Annotated in this window: 20 protein-coding genes; 12 read left to right on the forward strand and 8 right to left on the reverse strand. The window is 45.8% G+C overall.

The genetic code is table 11. The annotated features are described in order from the left end of the window. Positions 1-1233, forward strand: coding sequence for an A/G-specific adenine glycosylase (gene mutY, locus MLD56_RS03860; protein WP_241113472.1), 1233 nt, complete (start codon positions 1-3; stop codon positions 1231-1233). Positions 1234-1483: 250 nt separating this feature from the next. Here the strand turns inward: mutY and MLD56_RS03865 are convergent, their stop codons facing one another. Beyond that, on the reverse strand, positions 1484-2377 hold the full coding sequence (locus tag MLD56_RS03865; RefSeq protein ID WP_029515796.1) for a TetR/AcrR family transcriptional regulator: 894 nt from the start codon (positions 2375-2377) through the stop codon (positions 1484-1486). A gap of 125 nt (positions 2378-2502) precedes the next feature. Here MLD56_RS03865 and MLD56_RS03870 point away from each other — a divergent pair, with 125 nt between their 5' ends. Further along, a complete protein-coding gene (locus MLD56_RS03870) occupies positions 2503-3081 on the forward strand; it encodes a hydrolase (RefSeq protein WP_029515795.1) in 579 nt (192 codons plus the stop codon). 680 nt (positions 3082-3761) lie between these two features. Here the strand turns inward: MLD56_RS03870 and MLD56_RS03875 are convergent. After that, entirely contained in the window at positions 3762-4403 is a 642-nt protein-coding gene (locus tag MLD56_RS03875; RefSeq protein WP_029515793.1) for a TetR/AcrR family transcriptional regulator, read from the reverse strand. A 230-nt stretch (positions 4404-4633) separates the two neighbouring features. Between MLD56_RS03875 and MLD56_RS03880 the strand changes: the two genes are divergently transcribed. Next, on the forward strand, positions 4634-5521 hold the full coding sequence (locus tag MLD56_RS03880) for an NmrA family NAD(P)-binding protein (protein ID WP_029515792.1): 888 nt from the start codon (positions 4634-4636) through the stop codon (positions 5519-5521). Positions 5522-6003: 482 nt separating this feature from the next. Here MLD56_RS03880 and MLD56_RS03885 read toward each other — a convergent pair whose 3' ends face one another. Together MLD56_RS03885 and MLD56_RS03890 are read right to left on the reverse strand one after the other, a co-directional pair. After that, positions 6004-6933 (reverse strand): AAA family ATPase, encoded by a 930-nt coding sequence (locus tag MLD56_RS03885; RefSeq protein ID WP_090738462.1) that lies wholly within the window; start codon positions 6931-6933, stop codon positions 6004-6006. Positions 6934-7279: 346 nt separating this feature from the next. Next, complete coding sequence (locus MLD56_RS03890; RefSeq protein WP_029515790.1) at positions 7280-8101, reverse strand: AraC family transcriptional regulator; 822 nt, start codon at positions 8099-8101, stop codon at positions 7280-7282. A 174-nt stretch (positions 8102-8275) separates the two neighbouring features. On the opposite strand from MLD56_RS03890, the gene MLD56_RS03895 reads away from it, so the two are divergent. Next, a complete protein-coding gene (locus tag MLD56_RS03895; RefSeq protein WP_029515789.1) occupies positions 8276-10468 on the forward strand; it encodes an alpha-galactosidase in 2193 nt (730 codons plus the stop codon). Positions 10469-10492: 24 nt separating this feature from the next. Beyond that, positions 10493-11926: a PTS transporter subunit EIIC gene (locus MLD56_RS03900; RefSeq protein ID WP_029515788.1), complete on the forward strand. Its 1434-nt coding sequence runs from the start codon at positions 10493-10495 to the stop codon at positions 11924-11926. A gap of 181 nt (positions 11927-12107) precedes the next feature. On the opposite strand, the gene MLD56_RS03905 is transcribed toward MLD56_RS03900, so the two are convergent. After that, positions 12108-12599, reverse strand: coding sequence for a DinB family protein (locus MLD56_RS03905; RefSeq protein WP_029515787.1), 492 nt, complete (start codon positions 12597-12599; stop codon positions 12108-12110). A 133-nt stretch (positions 12600-12732) separates the two neighbouring features. After that, positions 12733-13347: a superoxide dismutase gene (locus tag MLD56_RS03910; RefSeq protein WP_029515786.1), complete on the reverse strand. Its 615-nt coding sequence runs from the start codon at positions 13345-13347 to the stop codon at positions 12733-12735. A gap of 520 nt (positions 13348-13867) precedes the next feature. Here MLD56_RS03910 and MLD56_RS03915 point away from each other — a divergent pair. The 7 genes from MLD56_RS03915 (at position 13868) to MLD56_RS03945 (ending at position 19347) form a co-directional block, all read left to right on the forward strand. Continuing rightward, on the forward strand, positions 13868-14293 hold the full coding sequence (locus MLD56_RS03915; RefSeq protein WP_029515785.1) for a GNAT family N-acetyltransferase: 426 nt from the start codon (positions 13868-13870) through the stop codon (positions 14291-14293). Between the two features lie 131 nt (positions 14294-14424). Next, positions 14425-15009 (forward strand): signal peptidase I, encoded by a 585-nt coding sequence (lepB, locus tag MLD56_RS03920; protein ID WP_029515784.1) that lies wholly within the window; start codon positions 14425-14427, stop codon positions 15007-15009. 38 nt (positions 15010-15047) lie between these two features. Beyond that, on the forward strand, positions 15048-15485 hold the full coding sequence (gene rnhA / locus MLD56_RS03925; RefSeq protein WP_023986996.1) for a ribonuclease HI: 438 nt from the start codon (positions 15048-15050) through the stop codon (positions 15483-15485). Positions 15486-15580: 95 nt separating this feature from the next. Continuing rightward, complete coding sequence (gene queG, locus MLD56_RS03930; protein ID WP_029515783.1) at positions 15581-17329, forward strand: tRNA epoxyqueuosine(34) reductase QueG; 1749 nt, start codon at positions 15581-15583, stop codon at positions 17327-17329. Positions 17330-17436: 107 nt separating this feature from the next. Continuing rightward, positions 17437-17691 carry a YneF family protein gene (locus MLD56_RS03935; RefSeq protein ID WP_029515782.1) on the forward strand — a complete coding sequence of 85 codons (255 nt, stop codon included), beginning with the start codon at positions 17437-17439 and terminating at the stop codon, positions 17689-17691. Between the two features lie 54 nt (positions 17692-17745). Next, on the forward strand, positions 17746-18339 hold the full coding sequence (gene folE, locus MLD56_RS03940) for a GTP cyclohydrolase I FolE (protein WP_013308743.1): 594 nt from the start codon (positions 17746-17748) through the stop codon (positions 18337-18339). Positions 18340-18501: 162 nt separating this feature from the next. After that, a complete protein-coding gene (locus MLD56_RS03945) occupies positions 18502-19347 on the forward strand; it encodes a lipoate--protein ligase family protein (protein ID WP_029515781.1) in 846 nt (281 codons plus the stop codon). A gap of 204 nt (positions 19348-19551) precedes the next feature. On the opposite strand, the gene MLD56_RS03950 is transcribed toward MLD56_RS03945, so the two are convergent. Both MLD56_RS03950 and MLD56_RS03955 read right to left on the reverse strand, forming a co-directional pair. Beyond that, positions 19552-20931, reverse strand: coding sequence for a Fe-Mn family superoxide dismutase (locus MLD56_RS03950; RefSeq protein ID WP_029515780.1), 1380 nt, complete (start codon positions 20929-20931; stop codon positions 19552-19554). A gap of 256 nt (positions 20932-21187) precedes the next feature. After that, positions 21188-22225, reverse strand: coding sequence for an alpha/beta hydrolase (locus tag MLD56_RS03955; RefSeq protein ID WP_029515779.1), 1038 nt, complete (start codon positions 22223-22225; stop codon positions 21188-21190). Between the last annotated feature and the right edge of the window lie 6 nt (positions 22226-22231).

The following is a 22231-nucleotide window of genomic DNA, read 5'->3' on the forward strand; positions in this document are numbered from 1 at the left end:
ATGACTACAAATACATTGGAACAAAAGCGTTATTTCAGCTTTGAACTGTTGAATTGGTATACGCGTAACAAACGCGATTTGCCGTGGCGACGTCATCGGAATCCTTTTTATATCTGGATCTCGGAAATTATGCTTCAGCAGACGCGTGTCGATACGGTCATTCCGTATTTTAATCGCTTTATTGCACGTTTTCCTACGATTGAAGCGCTGGCCGAAGCACCCGAGGAGGATGTGCTCAAGCTATGGGAAGGACTGGGTTATTATTCACGGGCCCGGAATTTGCAAACTGCGGCGAAGCAGGTAGTTGAACTTCACGGCGGGCAGGTGCCGGATGATACACAGGCTGTCGCTGCATTGAAAGGAGTAGGCCCGTATACGACGGGGGCGATTATGAGTATCGCCTTCAACCGACCAGAGCCTGCTGTGGACGGGAATGTGATGCGTGTGCTGTCACGTTATTTTCTCATTGAAGAGGATATTATGAAAGGCAGCACGCGGGCACATATGGAAAGTCTGGTACGGGAGCTGATTCCCGAAGGAAGAGCCTCTGATTTTAATCAGGCTCTGATGGAGCTAGGCGCACTGGTCTGTACGCCGAAGTCGCCTCATTGTCTGACCTGCCCGGTCATGGAGCATTGCTCGGGCAGGCTGGCAGGTCGCGAGGAGACACTGCCAGTCAAGACCAAGGCAAAGCCGCCGCGGCTGGAGCCGCGCTCCGTCGCTCTCATCGAGGGCAGCGGAGCGAACACCGGCCGTCTGCTCGTACGGCAGCGCCCGGCCAAGGGCCTGTTGGCCCGCATGTGGGAGCTGCCGCATGAGCTTGCCAGACCGGAGGGCTACAACGGCCCGGTGCCAGATGAGCCCGCCATGGACCATCTGGCGGCTCATTTGCTGGCAGAGGGCGTGCTTGCGCGCCCGGTGCGGTTTGTACGTGAGGCGGAGCACACGTTCAGCCACATTCACTGGAACCTGCGTGTGTTCCAGTGTGAGGAGGTCGCCGCCCCTGCCGGGGAGGCGGGAGGCCCCCCGCTGGCTGCCGAGCAGCGGGCCAGCTATAGCACCGGAGCGAAGCCAGGTGCGTTAATTGCGCTGGCTGAGCAGGCGGAGCACGCGCATAATGCGCTGCCAGCGGGGTACCGCTGGATCAGCGAAGCCGATATGGCCACCTTGGCGTTTCCCAAGGTGTTCCTCGATCTGATCACCGAGTATTATGCGAAGCAAAAAGAGAACTGATGTTAATGAAATAACTGTCAGTATAAGACAAAGTATTTAATTTGTTCTATAAAATGGAAACAACGACAACTAAGGACGAGAAAATAAAGTCCTAGACTGTCGCTGTTTCCCTTGAACTAACGTTTCCCGTTAGCGGAATGCTCGCTAACCGTAACAACATTAGACGTACCTTTCTCGCGTATTGTTCTCTCCACCCCTAGAGTCTTCACTCTTGTCCCCAATGGGGTTAGATTTGATTTCACATAACAAGCTATCTCCCCCTACCTGAATAAATAATATTCCTTAACTGGATGACCTGACTTTTAAGCTCTTTCTCTCTCTCCAAAAAGTAGAGCGAAGCTTGCAGCAACGGGAAGTTCGGTTCCGCTTTACGAGTTTCGTTCTGGATAAAATGGTAAACCTCTTTCAACTCCGAACGATGTTTTGCGCCGGATGGAAGAACATTAAGGGCCGAATCCATCTCCCGGAACAGCTCGGTAAGGAACTGCTCTCTCTCCCCTTGGCGGTCCTCGAGCCCCCAGCTTAAATACCTCTCGAACGAAGCCTGTTTCAGCAGAGGCTTCAGGTTAGAGGCCATCATATGCTTAACGAGCACATTGAGCTTATCCAAAATGAACCTTGCCGTTTCCTCAAGCGATAGAGACTTTTCTTCATAAACGATCCAAAATAAGTACTCCTTCAGAATCGCACGATAGATGGAAACCAAATCCCACAGGAACGGATAAATTTCTTCGCCATAAACCTGTATCAAGCACTCTTTATGCCATCGGATGAGCCGCCCTCTAACCTTGTGTCTAAGCGGCTGGAACTTGGGATCCTGTTGGATGGGGAGCTCCGTGAATTCGACCAGAATATGCTTGTATTCCATAAAATAACGGAATCGCAGAATGATCTGCTGCAGAAACTGCTCTTCTGGCGAGAGTTCGGGAAAGCGTTTCAGTTCATCGACTTGATCAAAATAGGCGTTATGGCATTGATCAAACACCTCGCTGAAGAGGTCTTCCTTGGAAGGGAAATATTTATAGACTGATCCTTTGGCAATACCGCAATCCTCGGCAATATCCTGTATCGTCGTCGAAAGAAACCCATGTTCCTTAAAAAGCTTCATCGCCGATTTTAAAACCTCTTCCCTTGTCACACTCATAAGAAAAATCTCCCCCTTGACTATTCATGAATGATAGTACAAAATACGGAACATGAAGTCAAATGACTATATGTTCGCGTAATTAGACATACGGTCAAATCGAAGAGATGAGGAGAACATACAGAATGGAACGATTATGGGATCCACAAAAAACAGCGTTGGTTGTTATTGACTTGCAAAAGTGGATAGGAAATCAATACGCCCCTTATTCTGCTGAGCAGGTAGTGTCTAACGCCGCAGCCTTGGCAGATACTTTCCGTGAGCAAAGCTCAATGGTTGCACTGGTCCGGGTATCTAGTAAAGATTTGAAGGATATCCCGCGTCCTAAGTTGGATTCGCCTGGACCACCCCTGAATCTGCCTGAAGGATGGGATCAAATCGTCCCGGAAATGCGGGTCACCGAGACAGACCATATCATCACGAAGAAGCAATGGGGGGCTTTTTACGGAACGGAGCTCGACCTTCAGTTGCGCCGCCGAGGAATTGATACCATCGTCTTATGCGGCATCGCTACTGAGTTGGGCGTTGATACGACTGCGCGGGAAGCGTTTATGCATGGGTATCAGCTGATTTTGGCGATTGATGCTATGACTGGATTTTCCGAAACCGGGCATGATTACGTAAAAAATTTCATTTTTCCACGCATCGGGCGTACCCGGACAACACAGGAAATCCTCTCTGCCCTTTCAGGCAACTGTTTATAGTTGAAAAAATGACTTTCCCATTCCCCGTGTATTATTTGACCGAATACACGAAGAACGCCACAGCTTGAAACTCGCTTTGCGTTTGCTGGGAATCTCATCTGGCCATACTTAAAGGACGATTATGTGTTCCCAGGGTGCACATATTGGCTGACGGCATGGGATACGACCTGCTGCACCAAATATACAAAGTAACCGCTGAATGATATAGAGCGAACGGCTCGTCGCAATTGGCACGCGCTTCTTGTATAGCAACCAGCATGAGTTCCGCAGTGCCCAATGGGACGAGTACGCCTAGTGGCGCAGCGCTAATGCTAATAAATTTGCATAATTGCCAGTGGAATTGGGGGTGCTCTTTTCGGTCTTTTCCAATCATGAGCTGCGCTTTTATTGTCTTTCGTAAGGCCATACGATTTATCGAAAGCTTTAAACTATCCTGCCCGTTAGTTAAACAAAGGCAGCCGATCACTATGATCGGCTGCCTTCTTGTCTTTTATGAGCTATCGTTTTCCGTTAGCATAATGACTTACTGTGATACGGTTCACCGTGCTGTTTGTAACGGCAAGTTTAATGGTCATCTACACGGAGGGCCTTCTTAGCGTTATAAGCTACAAACTTTACAACGATTACTCAGATAACGGACGACAGCATCAATAAGAGCAAGTCGGGAGAAACGAACGCGTTCACGAAATGGTTTGTAAAATACGAATGATTTCTTTTTCGATAACGGAATCGTCAACAGTATCCAGATACTCAGGACTAATCACTTGATACTGTTTCATCTTATAAAATTCCATAACGGCTTGTTTCAAGGTGAGATCATACCATTGAATACTAAAGGTCGGTTCCATAATGCGCCGAAGCGTAGCATCGTCTTGAACTAAGGACAGCGCAACGTGCATTCTGTTAAAAATCTTTTTATCCATACCGGATTGAAAAAAAGATTGTAAATTTTTAATTCTATTTTGTTGAGCAACGGAAATATTTTCAAAAAGTCGTGGATAAAACTCCTTAAGGTCTTGCAGGAACAAATCGGATAAATAAATAACACCTATTAACGATTCCAGAAACGTTTTTTGAAAGCGATCAATATATGAAACGGAATCATCATATACAACGGTGTCAGCCTGCTGCAAGTACTGAATTCCATACTCTACAACCTGTTCGATGATTTCATCTTTGGATGAAAAATGCTTGTAAAGCGTCACTTTACTAATATCCATATGTTTTGCGATATCGTCAATTTTCAGTTGGCTGAATCTGGTTCTTCTAATTACAGGTTTGATTTTATTAAGATATTGATCTGCGCTCATGGGTTTTCTCACGATTGAAGCCTCCTCTACCGCTCGTCAAATCATATTATATCAAAATAGAGGTATCAATAAACAATGTTTAAAAAGATTATTAAATTAACTAATTTTATTAAATTAGTTTACTTAGTTTATTTATCCGATGTATAATCTCTCTTGTAATGAATATCCAATCAAGGAAGGGATAACGGTCCCAATAAGCGATATCCATTTCTCGAAATCACATTAAAAAAGGAGATTACACAATGAAAATCACAGTTCTCGGCTCACTCGGCAATATTAACCGCAACTACCTCCCATCCCTAATCGCAGACGGCCACGATGTTACCGTCATCACAAGCTCCAAAGATCGTATCGCCGACATCAAAGCGCTCGGTGCCGAACCAGCGGTCGGCTCAAACCTCGACGTCGAATTCCTCGCGCAGGCTTTTGCAGGTAGCGACGTCGTCTACCTCATGATATCAGGTATCAATTATGCCTCTGGCACCGACATGTGGCAGACCGCCATTGATCTTTCTGAAAATTATAAGGCCGCTGTGCTAAAATCAGGCGTAAAAAACGTCGTCAACCTCAGCTCAGTCGGCGCCGACAACCCAAACGCCGGCATTCTCTACAGCTATCATTTTGCAGAAGAAGCGCTAAACTCGCTTGAAGACGTGAACGTTGTCCACATCCGCCCTGTCGGCTTTTACAGCAATCTTTTTGCCGACATGCAAAGCCTAAAAACCCAGCAGACCATCTTCAGCCCAATTTCAGTTGACATCCCACAAGGCTGGGTCAGCCCCGTTGATATCGCGGACGTCGCTTACGCCCTGATTTCTCACACCCCATCGGGTAAAAGTGCGAAGTTCATTGTTAGTGACTGGGCCACAGGTAACGACTGGCTCAATGCCCTTGCTGAGAATGGTATCGAGGCCAAATACCAACAAATCACCGTTGAAGCTCTTGCTGAGAATATGAAAAAAATCGGCTTCCACGAAAACACTGCCAATGCCTTTGCCCAAATGAACCGCGCCTGCGAGAACGCCGACGAGTTCTACGTCAGCCTCCGTGCCACCGACTACCACCTCGGTAAAGTCAAGGTCGAAGACTTTGCAAAAGTTTTTGCAGATGTGTATATTAAATCTGTTTAAACAGCGAGAATATTGTTTAACCTGCGGATGAGAACGCGCCTAAGTGCGCTATTTCTTTCGATAACTTGAGACCTCGAATAGGGTTTACTATGACTTGGTTTTGACATATAAAGAACAAAGCTCGCTGAAGTGACAGCGAGCTTTGTTCTTTATTGATGAATGCGCACAAAAAAATAACCTTACCTGTGATAAGGTTCATATCGATTGACTTTAAACTAATCTGCTCGTTAGCTTAATGAAATAGCGTCAGTCTAATGTAGTGTAGTGCTTAGGAGAAAGAAAATAAGCCCATCACTTTGATTTGGAGGTTAAATCATTTCCAATTAATAAAGGGATAGGCTCTCTTTGGTATTAAATAAGGCGTGGTAAAAGCCAATTTATTGAGCTATCGTTTCCCCGTTAGCGTAATCAGCGATAAATAAATAAGCTCAAATTTTTTTTAATATACGCGGCGGATATATTTTTGTTCAAATCTTGTTTCTTTACTTATTGTGTAGAAACAGCCCTTTATGCTTATTGAAAAAATCAAAGTACACTTTTGGGTTTTCTAATTCCCACCATTGCTTTATGTCGACTGGATTAGCTTCTAAATCATATATTTTTGTAAACTCCATCGCCAGTAAAAACGGTGAGTGCGTTGCAATGATAAATTGACATCCGCAATAGTGAGCCATTTCCTCTATCATTTTGACAAGTTCAAGCTGCATTTTAGGAGATAGACTGTTCTCCGGTTCATCCAAACAATATAATGTGTCATTTTTAAATTTGGAATTAAAATAACTCAGGGCTGTCTCCCCATTGCTGTTCAGTTTAATTTCGGTGCCGGCGACTCTGCGAATAAACTCCCTGCGTGAAATTGATTTTTTTCTTGAGAGCACCTGTAACCTCAATGCTTCATAATCATCCATGCTATTCATTTTCACTGTATTGCCGAATTTCAGATTTCCCCATTCCGATCTTATATCTTCTGTGCTATCCACGATTTCATCGTTGTTTGTGCGGACTGTAAGCATATAATCAAAAATATCGTCACTTGTGATTATCCTACTTCCATTTGGAATTCGATGTTTAAATCCCTCGTCGTCAAGTCCAAGTTCAAATTTACAATGTTCAACATATGAACTGAACAATTCACTTGAATTGAATGGTGCAATACGATTTAGTTCCAATTTATTCGCTATGAGATTTAGAAGTGTGCTTTTCCCCGAGCCGTTTCCTCCATATAAAATTGTGATTTTTGAAAAGCTCAATTCGGAAAACCGATTTTTTGAGAAAATGCCACATGGGTAAGTTTCGTCGACATATCCAAACCTACCGCCATTGTATGCCATTCTTTGTTCTATCAATGAGGATTCTTCATCTATAGGCAATATGAATTTATCTAAATACATTTTCATTCCTCCGTAATTCATCTAACCTGCTCTTATGTTTTCTCTTCCGTTTCAATTTGAAGTTTTCAACTAGTAAACCTCCCTCAATAATGTGGGAGCTTCCTCTTCTAAAAGCATTGATTGCTCAATCCCCTTCCATTCATAGTCGATGTAGGTATTATAGCAGACGAAATCTACTTATCTTATCTTGGTTGTGCTAATCTGCTCGTTAGCTTAATGAAGCAACGTCAGTCTAATACTTTATTTTTCAGTCTAGAACTTTATTATCTTTTGACAATAGCGACAGTATGGACATGAGGTTGATCCATACTACCGCTATTTTTTGTTTCTGGAACGAATATGCCTAACTTACTTGCGAGCGAATGTGTTATTTTGGAGAATTTTTTCGGTATTCGGATGGAGTTACCTTGTTGACCGTTTTGAACATTTTGGAGAAAAGGAGTACATCTTTATACCCTACAGACCGAGCAATATCTCCGATTTTAAGGGAAGTATTTCTTAATAGGGAGCACGATTTTTCAATCCTCAAATGCAATAAAAATTCCTGCGGTGACTTATTTAGTTGCTGTTTAAATAAACGATGCAAATACGAACGGTCAATTGAAATGTACTTGGCAATATCACTTACGGTAATGAAGTGTGAATAGTTTTGTTGAATGAAGAGAAGCGCTTCTTTAATATACCGCTGCTGTCTTACCTCAGGGTTGACTTCCTGATTAGGGTAAAGTTCAAACATCAGATACAGAAATTCATACAGCTTGGATGTAAGCAACAGGTCTTTGTTGGATTTCAGCGTAGAAGAAACCACGATGCTCTCCATACAGCGGGCAAGGCTGCCCTCCGCTTCCAACCGGAAAATGGGATTGTCCCTATGGATACAGGTCCGGCTTAGATATTCTTTTGCTTGCACCCCATTAAAACCAATCCAGGCATATTCCCATGGGTCGAGCTCATCCGCTTCGTAGTAAATTAACACCTTCGGTTCAATAAAGAAAGCATCGTTTTTCTCCAAATGATAGATTTTATCGTTGACTTTAAAGATCCCTTTTCCTTTTAAAATAAAATGCACCATATACCCGCTTCGAATGGCTGGACCATAAGAGTGTTTGCTGGTACAGCTCTCTTTGCCACATGTGTATAGATTGAGATCCAGATTGTTATAGGAATGATTGGAAAAATGCGAACTCATTTGGTTTCACCCCTTAATTCATCTCTGCATATTATCACACTGTTTCATATAGAGTCTACATTATTCCATATAATTATTAAAACTATTCAATTATTATTAGAATGTAAACGATAAGCAAACAACATAATTTATACTTTTTGAAAATATTACTATTGGCGCTACAAGGGGGTCACTATGGCTATAATCATCGATAAAGAAAAGCTTTTATTCCATTTACAAGGCAGCAATACCAGTTATGTCATGCAGGTTATACGAGGTGGTTATTTATCCCATCTGTATTGGGGAAAGAAAATTCAGAACTATCGGGGGAGCAATAAAATCATCTTTATGGATAGAGGATTTTCGCCCAATCCTGATGGCGAGGATCGAGCCTTTTCACTGGATACCATCCCACAAGAATATCCGTCATTTGGGAATAGTGATTTCAGGATTCCTGCGTATCAGATTCAATTGGAGAATGGTTCTACCGTGACCGATTTCCGGTATAAAGAACATCGGGTTTTCCAAGGCAAACCAAAATTGAAAGGGCTTCCTTCTACGTATGCAGAGGATGATGGCGAAGTAGCAACACTGGAAATCGTCCTTGAAGACCCATTAATTGATGTAAAGGTTGTACTATCCTATAGCCTATATCAAAAGCGGGATGTCATTACCCGTTCAGTCCGTTTCGAGAATGAAGGTCGGCAACAGCTAAAACTGCTTAGAGCGTTAAGTGCCAGTGTGGATTTTCGAGATGATGAATATGAACTCATTACCTTGTACGGTGCGCATAACAATGAAAAAAATATAGCAAGGCGAAAAATTGTACCCGGAATTCAAATGGTAGACAGCTGCCGTGGCGCTAGCAGCCCTCAACAGGCACCCTTTATGGCACTTGTAAGAAAAGGGACAGATGAAGAACAGGGTGAAGTGTACGCCTTTAATCTGGTGTATAGCGGGAACTTTACGGCCCAGACTCAGGTAGATTCCTATCGGAACACAAGAATCACGATGGGGATTAATCCTTTTGATTTTACATGGCTGCTTGAACCAGAGGAATCGTTCCAAACGCCAGAAGTGGTCATGGTATACACCGAAAATGGCTTGGGCGGTATGTCGAGAATTTATCATGATTTATACAGGAACAGATTATGCCGTGGGCCTTTTCGTGACAAGGAGCGGCCGATCCTGATTAATAACTGGGAAGCTACCTACTTTAACTTTGATGCCAACAAGATTGAGCAGTTGGCGAAGGAAGCTCAAAGTGTGGGAGTGGAGCTGTTTGTATTGGATGATGGGTGGTTTGGAAAACGAGATGATGACAATACTTCATTAGGCGATTGGGTGGTGGATCGTCGCAAACTTCCAGATGGATTGCCGGATCTTGCAAACCGCATTCGAAATCTGGGTATGGAGTTTGGTTTGTGGTTTGAACCTGAAATGGTATCCATAGACAGCGACTTATACAGAAAGCATCCCGATTGGTGTATCCATGTCCCTGATCGTCCGTATACGTTGGGAAGAAATCAGCTTATGTTGGATTTATCGAGGAAGGAAGTGTGTGAATACGTTATTAAATCGGTTTCCGATATTTTATCGGATGTTCCAATTACTTATGTAAAATGGGACATGAATCGTCACATGACGGATGTGGGTTCGGCAGCCTTGCCACCTGAGAGACAAAGGGAGACTGCGCATCGTTATATCCTGGGACTCTATAATATTATGGAAGAGCTTACATCAAAGTTCCCCAATGTCTTATTCGAGAGCTGTTCTAGTGGAGGAGGCCGTTTTGATGCCGGCATGCTCTATTACATGCCTCAGACCTGGACGAGCGATAATACGGATGCCATTTGCCGACTGAAAATTCAATGGGGAACAAGTCTTGTCTACCCGCCAATTACCATGGGGGCACACGTTTCCACAGTACCCAACCATCAAGTGGGTAGAATAACTCCCTTGGAGACAAGAGGTTATGTCGCCATGGCCGGGAATTTAGGATATGAGCTGGATTTGACGACATTAACCGTTGATGAAAAAGAAGTGGTGAAAAAACAGATAGCTCTATATAAAGAAATGAGATCGCTCATTCAGTTTGGGAATTTTTACAGAATGATTAATCCGTTTGATGAAAATGAAGCCGCATGGAACTTTGTGTCAGAGGACCAAACGGAAATGGCGGCCAGCTATTTCAAGGTTTTATCCCAACCCGCTGCCGCGATTAAAACGTTAAAATTCAAAGGTTTGAATCCAGACTACGTTTATAGAAATGTAGCAACCGGTGAGCTGTTGGGCGGTGATGAGTTAATGCATATTGGCATAACGCTTGCCAGGGTGAAGCAGGACTTTTTAGGCATGTTCTGGAGATTTGTTAAAGAAGAGATCTGATTCAGCTAGAGGAGGGTTTACTAGATGGAAGCAAAAGAAAAGCGGTATAAGCACATTTCTCAAGAAATTTTAAAATATATCGGTGGTGAAGAGAACATTATCGGTGTGGCCCATTGTGCCACAAGATTAAGAATTGTACTTGAGGACAATGAAAAAGCGGAATTAAAGAAGATTGAAGATATTGATCTGGTTAAAGGTGTTTTCATAGCGGGGGATCAACTGCAGATCATTTTTGGAGCAGGGTTGGTCAATAATATCTATGCCGTGTTCTCCAAACTGACCGGAACAGAAGATATGTCATTAAGTGATGTCAAATCAAAGTCCGCACAAAAGCAAAATCCTTTTCAAAAAGCCATTAAATCGCTGTCAGATGTCTTCATTGAGATCATGCCGGGAATTCTCGCCGCCGCATTGTTAATGGGGATAACCGGGCTGTTAGGTCAGAAGGGGTTATTTGGTCCTAAATCGATTGTGGAGATGTATCCAATTTTTCAAGGGATTAATCGCTTTGTTCAAATCGTTTCCACGGGTATTTTCACCATCCTGCCGCTGCTTGTTGTTTATTCTGCAACCAAGAGATATGGCGGTCGTCCTATTCTGGGGCTTGTGCTGGGTGCGATTATGCTGCATCCGGCCCTGGCGGATGCCTTTGAGGTAGCTAAAGGGAGTCAAAATCCGGAATCGATCAGTCTTTTCGGCCTTCCCGTACAGTTGGTTGGATTTCAGGGTGGTATTATTATTGCTCTAATGATGGGATACGTGGTAGCCAAGTTGGATCAGTTTTTTAACAAAAAGGTTCCAGACATGATTAAATTATTTTTGGCTCCGTTGCTGACGGTCTTTGTTTCTTCCCTGCTATTGTTTACGATTATCGGCCCTCTTGGGCGAGAGTTGGCCAGTCTAGTCACCGTTTCGCTGCTTTGGATGACGCAAAATCTTGGAATATTCGGTTTTATGTTTTTTGCAGGCATTCAGCAGATCATTGTTATTACAGGTTTACATCATGTTATGGGTGCGGTAGAAGCGCAGCTGTTAACCGATACAGGCAGAAATTTTATCAACCCATTGGCATCAGTAGCTTTGATGGCTCAAGGGGGCGCCGTTTTGGGGTATATTCTTTTGAATCGCAAAGACACTAAAGTTAAAGAAATGGGTTACTCTGCATTCGGGTCTGTACTTTTTGGAATCTCGGAACCAGCGATCTTCGGGGTCACTTTAAAGTATAAGTTCCCCTTAGTTGCTGGATGCCTCGGAGGAATGGTTGCGGGAGCATATGTATATTTAAGTAAACTGACAGCCATAGGATTCGGAACCACGGCTCTTCCGGGCTTTGCAATTGCAGCGTCGGATTATCACGGTCATATCAATTATCTTGTCGCTCATCTTATTGCCCTGTTATGTGGGGCATTATTTACCTTGGCTTACGGTGCTATCAAGAGCAAGAGGTCACGAGCCTGAACCAAAAGAACATTAGCAGGTTGAAAAAATTAAGCTTTTATGAAAACGGTTAAAGGAAGAGAATATTTGTGGAATGGACAAGAGAGCATAGATGAAAAATTAAAAGGGCCGTCCTCCGTCGTTATAAACGACCGAGGATGGCCCTAAGTTTTACATAGGTATGCATGTACATTCGTTAAAGCTAATCGATGCCACCATCGCTTTCAATCAGCCCTTTGCCGATTACATTGGCCGAAACCGGAGGCTTGCCGAGCTCCCGAGACCATATGGACAATTGCCCAATATGGTGGATTTGGTGGGCAATGACATGGCGCATCACCTCGCCCCAGGCATCCATTACAATTCTGCCGTCCGGGAGGTGATCTTCAAACCTTTTCCGTTCCAGACCATCATGCCAGGCGAGCACGAACGGCTCGACATTGAGTCGAAACTTCGCATCCAGCTCACGGACCTTGTCGAGCGTATCATACAGAGAGAAGTCCTCCTGAAAGTCGGGTTTGCCCTGAATCGTTTGAATCCAGCTCCACTCCACATCAACGATATGAAAGAGTGTCTTTAGAATGCCGCCGACTCCGCCGACGCGTTGTTTCAGTAATTCCTCCTGCGACACCTCTTCACACCAGCGGTACCATTGTTCCCGAATCATCCAGTTGTAACGAAAAAAAGTCTGCATCCATCAACCTCCAGAGCCATATTTGAGAATCATCTCCACCAGTTTACCATGGAATGCCAAAAGGGCTGTCTCATTCGTAGAAAATCTACTTTTGAGACAGCCCTTATTATAGGATAAGAATGTTGCTACTGGCTTATTTCTTTGCAGCCGCGTAACGTTTGTTGACTTCATCCCAGTTGATTACATTGTAGAAAGCTGAAATGTAGTCTGGGCGTTTGTTTTGATATTTCAGGTAGTAAGCATGCTCCCAAACGTCCAGTCCAAGTACCGGAGTCAGACCTTCAAACAGCGGGCTATCTTGGTTTGGAGTGCTAGTGATCGCCAGTTTGCCGTCTTTGCCGACAACCAACCAAGCCCAGCCGCTACCAAAACGAGTTGTAGCTGCTTTAGTGAAGTCTTCTTTAAATTTGTCATAGCCGCCCAGTTCATTGTTGATTGCTTCAGCAATTGCACCTGTTGGCTGTCCGCCACCGTTAGGACCGATAACTTCCCAGAACAGGCTGTGGTTGTGATGTCCACCACCGTTATTGCGAACCGCAGTGCGGATGCTTTCTGGAACGCTGTCCAGATTAGAGATCAGATCCTCCAGGCTTTTGCTTTGCAGTTCGGGAGCGCTCTCCAGAGCTGCGTTCAAGTTTGTAACATATGTGTTATGGTGACGATCATGGTGAATTTCCATTGTCTGTGCATCAATGTGCGGTTCCAGTGCGTCTTTTGCGTAAGGAAGTTCTGGTAATTGAAATGCCATAGTAAATCCCTCCTGGTTATATGGTTGGGTAAGTGTTCCTATGTAATAATACCCTCGACAGTTATATTAAACCGCATTCAGCCTATTTAATCAACATTTTTGTTTGTAAAATAGCAAACTGGGCAATACGGCCTGGTAGATAGCATGTCCAAAAACCCGCTTAGAATACACAATACATAGGTAATAAGAGGTAAATTGTGAACATTAAAATGTAAACGCTTTATATACAGCGCTTACATGAGAAAAAGGGATGTATTCCGTCAAAAAGTATGGTTTAATGGTCAAGGAAGCAGAAATTTCGGCTTTTTTGTCGTCTGCTATAATCTGTCATGTCTATGACATGACGAACTTGAGGGCATACACCCTTTTCCTGTTCTTCATTTCATATATAGCAGATCGTATGCATTTTTATCATAATGCCTTGTGATTAACACCATGATAAGAAATTTAAGGATTTATGTAAAAATGACGGTGCTGTCTCAATTTTTTTATTATGCTTACGAAAAGGGAGATATTACTTATGCACGTTCGTTCCTTTCAATTAAGTGATGTGAACTCAGTAACGGAACTCATGCAAATTGCCTTGTCAGAGGAGTGCTACAAAGAGACGGTGAAAGCATTTGCCCGTCAGCTTTCGTGGGATTCCGGTTTGATTATCGTTGCAGAAGAAGAGGGAGAGATCGTGGGTGCTTTGATCGGCACGATCGATCAGAATGATGGTTGTTACTATCGTATCGCTATTCACCCGGATCGTCGTCGGATGGGAATCGGCAAATCGCTTGTGGAGTCCATGGAGCAGCGTTTTCAGCAACGTAAGGTTAGCCGTATTTGGGTAGCGGGGGACAAGCATAACAGTGTGGCCATGCCTTTGTACGAAGCGATGGGCTATGGAGCAAGCCAGATTTTACAGGCTTTTCAGAAGCTGAGTATTTTGGCGCCTCATTAATTGGAAATCGAAATAAAGAGAATTGAATAACATTAAGTATAATATTTACATTTAGAGCATATCTGAGTAACCGTTGCAATCGGGTACGGGATATGCTTTTCTATTTATAACAGGGTTGAGGAGGTTTAATTATGGACGCTTTGGCTCCTTCGTCAGGCCCGCCTCCCTCGCCGGAAACGTCCAAACAAGCAGGTCGCTCTGGTTACATACGCGATTGGTTAGTCACTCTTCTGATCGCTATGGTCGTCTTGCTGCTTCTGAACCTGTTTGTATTTAACTTGTCCACGGTTAGAGGACATTCGATGCAGCCGACGCTAATGGAAAGCCAGCATTTGTTCGTTAACAAGCTGGTTTATAATTTTCATGATCCGGGCAGGGGGGACATTGTGATTTTAAAAGATCCCGATTCCAAGCTGTCGAGCCCAAGATTTTTAGTGAAAAGAGTCATAGGTATTCCCGGAGATGTAATCCGAGTTGAACATAATCATTTGTATGTGAACGGTGAACTGCTAAATGAACCTTACACCAACTCTGACGTGGAGGATGGTGATTATGGTCCTTTTACGGTGGAACCGGGGCACTTTTTTGTCATGGGAGATAATCGCCATACTGCAGCAAGCAAGGATAGCCGCTATTTTGGCAGCATTAAATCTCAAGATTTACTGGGACGTGCAGAATTTATATTTTGGCCGATATCTGAGTGGAAGTGGCTATAGAGCAACTAAAGTCTGAAATCAAGGAAAGGAAGAGGATGATGAAAGAAGTGATGGTATATACCGACGGTGCTTGTTCGGGAAATCCGGGTCCTGGGGGCTGGGGGATCGTTCTGCTGTATGGGGAGCATCGTAAGGAGCTGTCAGGTGCCGAGAAAATGACGACAAACAACCGTATGGAGATTAAGTCCGTGATTGAAGCACTGAAGCTGCTCAAGGAGCCTTGCCATGTGAAAGTACACAGTGACTCTGCCTATGTCGTCAATTGCTTCAAACAGGGCTGGATTAAGAACTGGCTTCGTAATGGCTGGCGCAACAGTAAAAATCAGCCAGTGGAGAATAAGGAATTATGGGAAGAGCTGTGGGAACTGATGGGTAAGCATGAGGTTGAATATGTGAAGGTTAAGGGGCACAGTGACAACGAACTGAATAATCGTTGTGATTTTCTAGCGACCAGTGCTGTTAAAAATTTACGGTAGCATCTGCTGCTATTTTCTGTTGAAATTTGAGATATGAGAATTTTGCAAATTCTCATATCTGTAATGATAAAAAGTGGAAGAGAGGTGAGTATCGGATGCAACGCGGATTGACTCAGGCGGCTGCCGGAACCGCTTCGACTTGGGCTTCGCTCAAGCAGGAAATTATTGAGGCGGCTCCAGGGCTGGGTATCGACTCCATCGGGTTCGCATCCGCCGACCCCTTTCTGTCTCTGAAAGCTATATTGGAAGAGCATCGTGCGAAAGGCTATGAATCCGGCTTTGAGGAGCCAGATATTGATAAGCGGATCTACCCGGAGCTGTATGGCTCACAGCCTGCATCTCTGATTGCTATTGCAGTGGCGTATCCTTCCAAAATGAAGGACCCGCCGAAGTCGGACAAGGGGAAGTACCGTGGTATTTTGGCGCGTTCAGCCTGGGGGAAAGATTATCATCTGGTACTACGCGAAGCGATGGAAAAGCTTGAGGCTTTTATAAGCGAGCGGGTGCCTGATGCCATTATGAAAAACATGGTGGATACCGGAGAATTGTCGGATCGGGCCGTTGCGGAACGGGCAGGGATTGGCTTTAGCGGCAAAAATACGATGATGATTTCACCGACGCTGGGTTCATGGATCTATCTAGGTGAGCTGTTGACGAACATTCCTTTCCAGCCAGATGAACCGGTAACGGAGGGTTGCGGCGAGTGTACCAAATGTTTGGATGCCTGTCCTACGGGCGCGCTTGTGGGTCCTGGACAGCTGAATGCCCAGCGGTGCGTATCCTTTTTGACGCAAACGAAGGGCTTTCTGGATGAGGAGTTTATGCGGAAGATAGGGAATCGGCTGTACGGATGTGATACTTGCCAAATGGTATGCCCCAAAAATCGGGGTCTCAACTGGGATCACCATCCCGAGCTTACACCCGATCCTGAAATTGTGAAGCCGTTGCTGCTGCCGTTATTGGATTTGAGCAACCGTGAATTCAAAGACCGATTTGGTCAAAGTGCGGCGGCTTGGCGGGGGAAGAAGCCCATTCAACGCAATGCAGTCATTGGACTGGGCAATTTCAAAGATATCAGTGCGGTGCCCAAATTAACGGAGGTTTTATTGGATGATCCGCGTCCTGAGCTGCGAGGCACGGCGGCGTGGGCTTTGAGTCGAATAGGAGGGGAAAACGCTATGACAGCGATCAAGCAAGCATCAGAGAAGGAACAACATGAGCAAGTACGCGAAATGATCGCGCAAGCGCATTCCAAACTAGAGGAACAAGAGCAGGCAGAAGAGCTAAAGGCATCTGAATTATCAAAATCAGAAGTAACGGCCGGGGATTCACAGGGTCCAACCACCATTTATTATGATGAGATGGAGACACCTGTGGGCACGTTAACGCTGTGCGCTACGGATCGGGGGCTGTGTCGAATAGACTATGGCGTTTTTCATGCGAAGGAAGCACTGCTTCAGCAATGGGCCCGAACATGGATTGGGGAATACGTCTATGTGCATGAGCCGGAAAAGCTGCGCGAAGCCGCGGATCAACTGCGTGAATATTTTGCGGGAGAACGACGGGAATTCAGTATAGCCTATGATTTGAGAGGCACCCCTTTTCAAGAGCAGGTATGGCGTGCACTGCAAAGTATTCCGTACGGACAAAGTGTGTCCTACAAAGATATTGCGGAATCGATCGGACGAGCCAAGGCGGTACGTGCTGTGGGTGAAGCCAATAACAAAAATCCGTTACCCATTCTGTTTCCATGTCACCGGGTATCAGGTGCTAACGGAAGTTTGGTCGGTTATGCTGGAGGCTTACCAGTTAAGACGAAGCTGCTGGAATTGGAGAAACAATAAGGACATATGTTTGCAAAAAGTGATTTGCTAGCTGTCCCATGTTTTGCTATGATAGGTTCGTGTGTAATTCAAGATGTTTCATATAAATATACAGAGGTGACGACTTCGTGGTGTGGAATATTGTCATTCCGATTATTACCCTGATTGCTGGTTTGGTTGGGGGATTTTTCATCGGTGCTTATTATCTTCGTAAACAGCTTGAAAAGATGCAAAACGACCCTGAAACGCTGCAAAAAATGGCTAAACAGATGGGTTACAACCTGAATGGGAAACAAATGCAAAAAGCCCAGCAGATGATGAAGAACCAACAGTTCTCCAAAAGTCAGCCTGGTCCGCGTAAAAATCAGGGCCGTCGGAAATAATGAGCAACGTGAGTACGGATGCCGCATGAGGTTGCTGCATAGAGGAGGATTACTGTGGCTGGCGTAAAAGATTATATTAACCGCAAAGCTGCGGATAACCGGGATAAAATCGAGTACCATGTGGAGCAGATTTTACAACTGATCGGTGAGGACCCCAAGCGTGAAGGGTTGTTGGAAACACCGGCACGCGTTGCGCGCATGTATGAGGAAATATTTGCGGGTTATGAGGTTGATCCCCGGGATGCGTTGGGTGTGACATTTGACGAGAATCACGAGGAGCTTGTGATCGTGAAGGACATCGTCTATTACAGCCAGTGTGAGCACCATATGGCTCCTTTCTTCGGAAAAGTGCATATCGGCTATGTACCCAGCGGCAAAATTGTAGGATTGAGCAAGCTTGCACGCCTGGTAGAGGCAGTGACCCGCCGATTGCAGGTACAGGAGCGTATTACTTCACAGATCGCTGATATTTTAAATGAAGCGGTCTCCGCTCACGGGGTTATGGTAGTCGTAGAAGGCGAGCACCTGTGCATGTGTGCAAGAGGTGTCAAAAAGCCTGGTAGCAAAACAGTAACGTCTGCGGTACGCGGTACGTTTCGTGATGATGCTGCGCAGCGCGCAGAGTTTCTGTCGCTGCTCAAGGATTGATCGAACATCGCAAGACGTTTATGTGATGAACAAAAAAGGGTGGTTTACGCATAGGCGTAGCCACCTTTTTTTGTTAACATCAGATATAGACGACGGGATAGCCGCCTTAAAATTACGATTAGCCTATGGATAACAGTTATTTTTGTAGATAGGGGATAACGTATGGAGAATGTACATAGATCAACAGAAAAAACAACAGCTTTGCCTGAGTTGCAGTGGCTTGAAGCACCACTTGCGGACACTCAGGAGGATGTTTTGTCTCCGCTGGCTTGGGAGGAGCTGGCCTGTCGGCAAGTAGGGAAAGGAGCTGCACCCATTTTGCATCTATGGCGGCATCCGTCAGCGCTTGTGATCGGTCACCGGGACCGCAGGCTCCCTTACGCCCCACAGGCGATGGAGCGAGTGCGCAGCGCGGGAACCTCGGTATGCGTACGCCCCTCGGGGGGAGCGGCCGTCATGCTGGACAGGGGGGTGTTGAACCTGTCCTTGATCCTGCCGAATCCACAGCGGGCCATCAGCCTGCATGAGGATTTTCGGCTCATGGCAGGGCTAATTGCCGATGCGCTGGTTCCGTGGTCTGGCGAGGCGCAGACCGGAGAAATCCCCGGGTCCTTCTGTCCCGGGGATTACGATGTCAGCGTCCGGGGCCGCAAGTTTTGCGGCATTGCACAGCGACGTCAAGCCAAGGCGTATATCATCACAGCCTTCGTGATGATTGAGGGCAGCGGTGCAGAGCGTGCACAGGCGGTACAGCAATTCTATACAGAGGCAGCCGGAGATACGTCGACAGGCGTGCAGCAGCAGGATTACCCCCGGGTGAATCCAGCAACGATGGGTAGCCTGGCAGAGCTGGCTGGAGTGCCGTCTGTTGAGGCGTACACGGCATCTTTACGCCGTGTCGTCGAGAGCCAGACAGCCATTTTACCTGCCGATAGCTGGCTGGTACAACCGGAAGGATGGACCGAACAAATGGCAGCGCTCAGAGAGCGATACGATTTGCAGGTGTAGTTTGTCTTTAGCTTAGAAGCCTATTAGTGCGTGTTCAAAAAGTCGGCTTTTCAGGACCGAGAAAGTTGGATGAAGCTAGGGACTGAGTAGCGGAGCGTAGACAGATCTACGTGAGCAACGGAAGGCCCGGCTGAATTCAAGATTCGACGTCGAATCCGCTTCTTGAATAGCTTCGTTATGGAAAGACGACTTTTTGAACAACCTCTAGAAGGGTTGCCATCTCAGCTTGGAGGCTTGATCGTAGCGTGCTTCCACTTCAGGCCAGTTAACGACATGCCACCAATCCTCAATGTATTTGTTGCGCTCGTTTTGATGCTTTAAGTAATATGCGTGTTCCCACACATCTATCGCCAGCAGCGGAATGGACTCCCATTGAGTCAGATTCTGGTGCTTTTCGGCCTGCAAAATTTCAAGCCGTCCCGCGCGCGGACTCCATACCAGGATCGCCCAGCCGCCACCCTCGACCTTTTCGGCTGCCGAACTGAATTGTTTTTTGAATGCATCGTAGCTGCCAAAATCTTTTTTAATCTGTTCAGCCAGCGGTCCGCTTGGGTTTCCACCGCCTTGAGGACTCATGATCGTCCAAAAAAGAGTATGCAGATAATGGCCTGCGCCGTTGAATGCCAGTTCGCGTTCCCAATGTTTTACGAGATCAAAATTACCTGTTTTTCGGGCTTCTTCCAGCTTCTTTTCCGCTTTATTCAGGTCATTCACATAGCTCAAATGATGCTTGTCATGGTGAATGCGCATCGTTTTTTCATCAATATACGGTTCAAGCGCATTATAGGGGTAAGGGAGCGGTGGGAGTCGATGTCCTCCAATAGGAACCGACCGGCCGATTGAGGTTTTTTCCGTTGCCGAAGGTTGAGCCTGGCTGGATTTGACGCCTTTAGTCGTCCATGTGCCTTCTCCCCTTATGCCTGCCTGACGTTCTCGAAACGCTTCCTCTGGGTAATTCTCACCCTCTGTCGCTACATGATACAACCCAGCAGCCCTTGCGATGGAGCCAGGTTCTTGAAAGGGGGTTGTCGAGATCAGGAAATATTGGCTTTCATGTGCCGCGTGTAATACAACTCCAGCGGATTTTGGCTGCTGACGCAATGCATGACTGTGCTCGCTCAGCAGACCGAGCTGCCGTACATACTCCTGTGACTGGCGGTTTGCGGTTTGTAGCAAATCGTCCAATCGACGATTTAATTCTTGTGAGTCAGGCTGAGCGTTTAATGCTGACTCTGACGATGGCATCTTTACAGATGATGATGCGTCTAATCCCCTTGACTGTTTTGGAGGTTCAGTGAATTCGTGTGTATGTGCTTGTGGGGCAGCCGACAGCTGTTTCCATTCCTGATGCCACGCCTGATCTGCCGGATCAAGTGCGCTCCGTTGCTCTTCAAGCAACTCTATGGCGGTGCGTTCCGTCTGTTCGAATACAGTCCGCCAATCATCCAGCAGCCGTACATAAGTAGGCTCCAGTCCCTCGGTAGCGGATTTAATCACTTCCACATGCCAACTTTCCTGCTGCTTCCAATGCCGAATTTCCTCCAGCACACGTAAGGGCAGGAAAGACCCATAAGTACTCAGCATCGTTTTATACCTCCCGTATCCCACTATGGCTATCCGGCGGATCTGGCAGATCTGCCCTGGATGCATACGTACCCAGTATATTCGCTGTCCTATCGGGAATATGTCTATGAACTCGCTTAATTTGGTCACATCTGTTACGTAGAACAAGAATACCATGGTAAACGAAAAAGAAGCCCAGCTACGGCACGGGTTAGTGTCCGTAGGCAGGCTTCTTCAAGGTGAAGAATTAAATACAGTTTTTTTGAAAAATAATTCTTTACTTTGTAGTCGTTTGTTTGTGGGCATCAGCGATCGTTTTCTTGTCCTCCAGCTCCTGTACACTGCTTAGAAACGTCGATACCCGCCGTAGATATTCACGGGGATGCTCTCTGAAAATAAGCTCATGTATTCCGTTTTTGACAATCCATACACTGGAAAGTGGGTTGGTTTGATTGGCAGCGAGCTTTTCCGCAATAGGATAAGGAGCCTTTTCATCCTGTGTACCATGCACAAACATGATCGGGAACGGATAGTTTTCCTTTTTAACCTCCTGATATGGAATCTGATGCAAGCTGGTGCCGTTCAAGACTGGAAACAGCAACTCCAGAATTTCCAAAGACGGATGTCTTGGCAGGTTAATTTGATTGTGAATGTTATGGTACAGCGTATCCGGCTCCAACAGGAAAGTGCTGTCCAAAATCATTGCGTCCACATCCTTGGTTTGCAAGCCCGCCTGAAGAGCGGTTCCTGCCCCCATGGAGAAGCCCCATACGATAATCTCCGACGAGCCGCGTTGCTTCGCAAGCTGGATCGCTCCGAGAAGCTGCTGGGATTCCGCTTTGCCTCCGGTTGCGACTGATTTGCTGTTTTGTGACGCGAATCCATAATCGAACATGACCACATTAAAGTTCAAACTGTGGGCATAATGCGCCAGATCATACATGGGAATCCAGCTTTCTTCGCGGTTAGCTCCATAACCATGGCTGAAAATAATCGTTTTCCGCGATTGATCCGCCGGGATATACCAGCCTTGTACCATGCGGCTACCATCCTTGGCAGGGAAGCTGACTTCCTCATAAGGCATGTTTTTGGCCTGCATCGGATTAGAGTACAGCGGCGCGACGGTAGGATTCGTAAGTACCCATGCGATGTAAGCATGCAAGGCAATAAAACAAAACAACAGAAAAAAAACGACCGACAGCAGCAGAGCAATCACAACGTGCTTGAACCGCAGCAGACGGGGATTAAAGAGTGGGGTGGACGGCTCCTGAACAGCGGTCTGTAGCTGAGAGTTGCGCTGGGATGTAGAAATCATGTAAGA

Origin of the sequence: Paenibacillus peoriae (assembly GCF_022531965.1) — a bacterium.
Taxonomy (GTDB): domain Bacteria; phylum Bacillota; class Bacilli; order Paenibacillales; family Paenibacillaceae; genus Paenibacillus; species Paenibacillus polymyxa_D.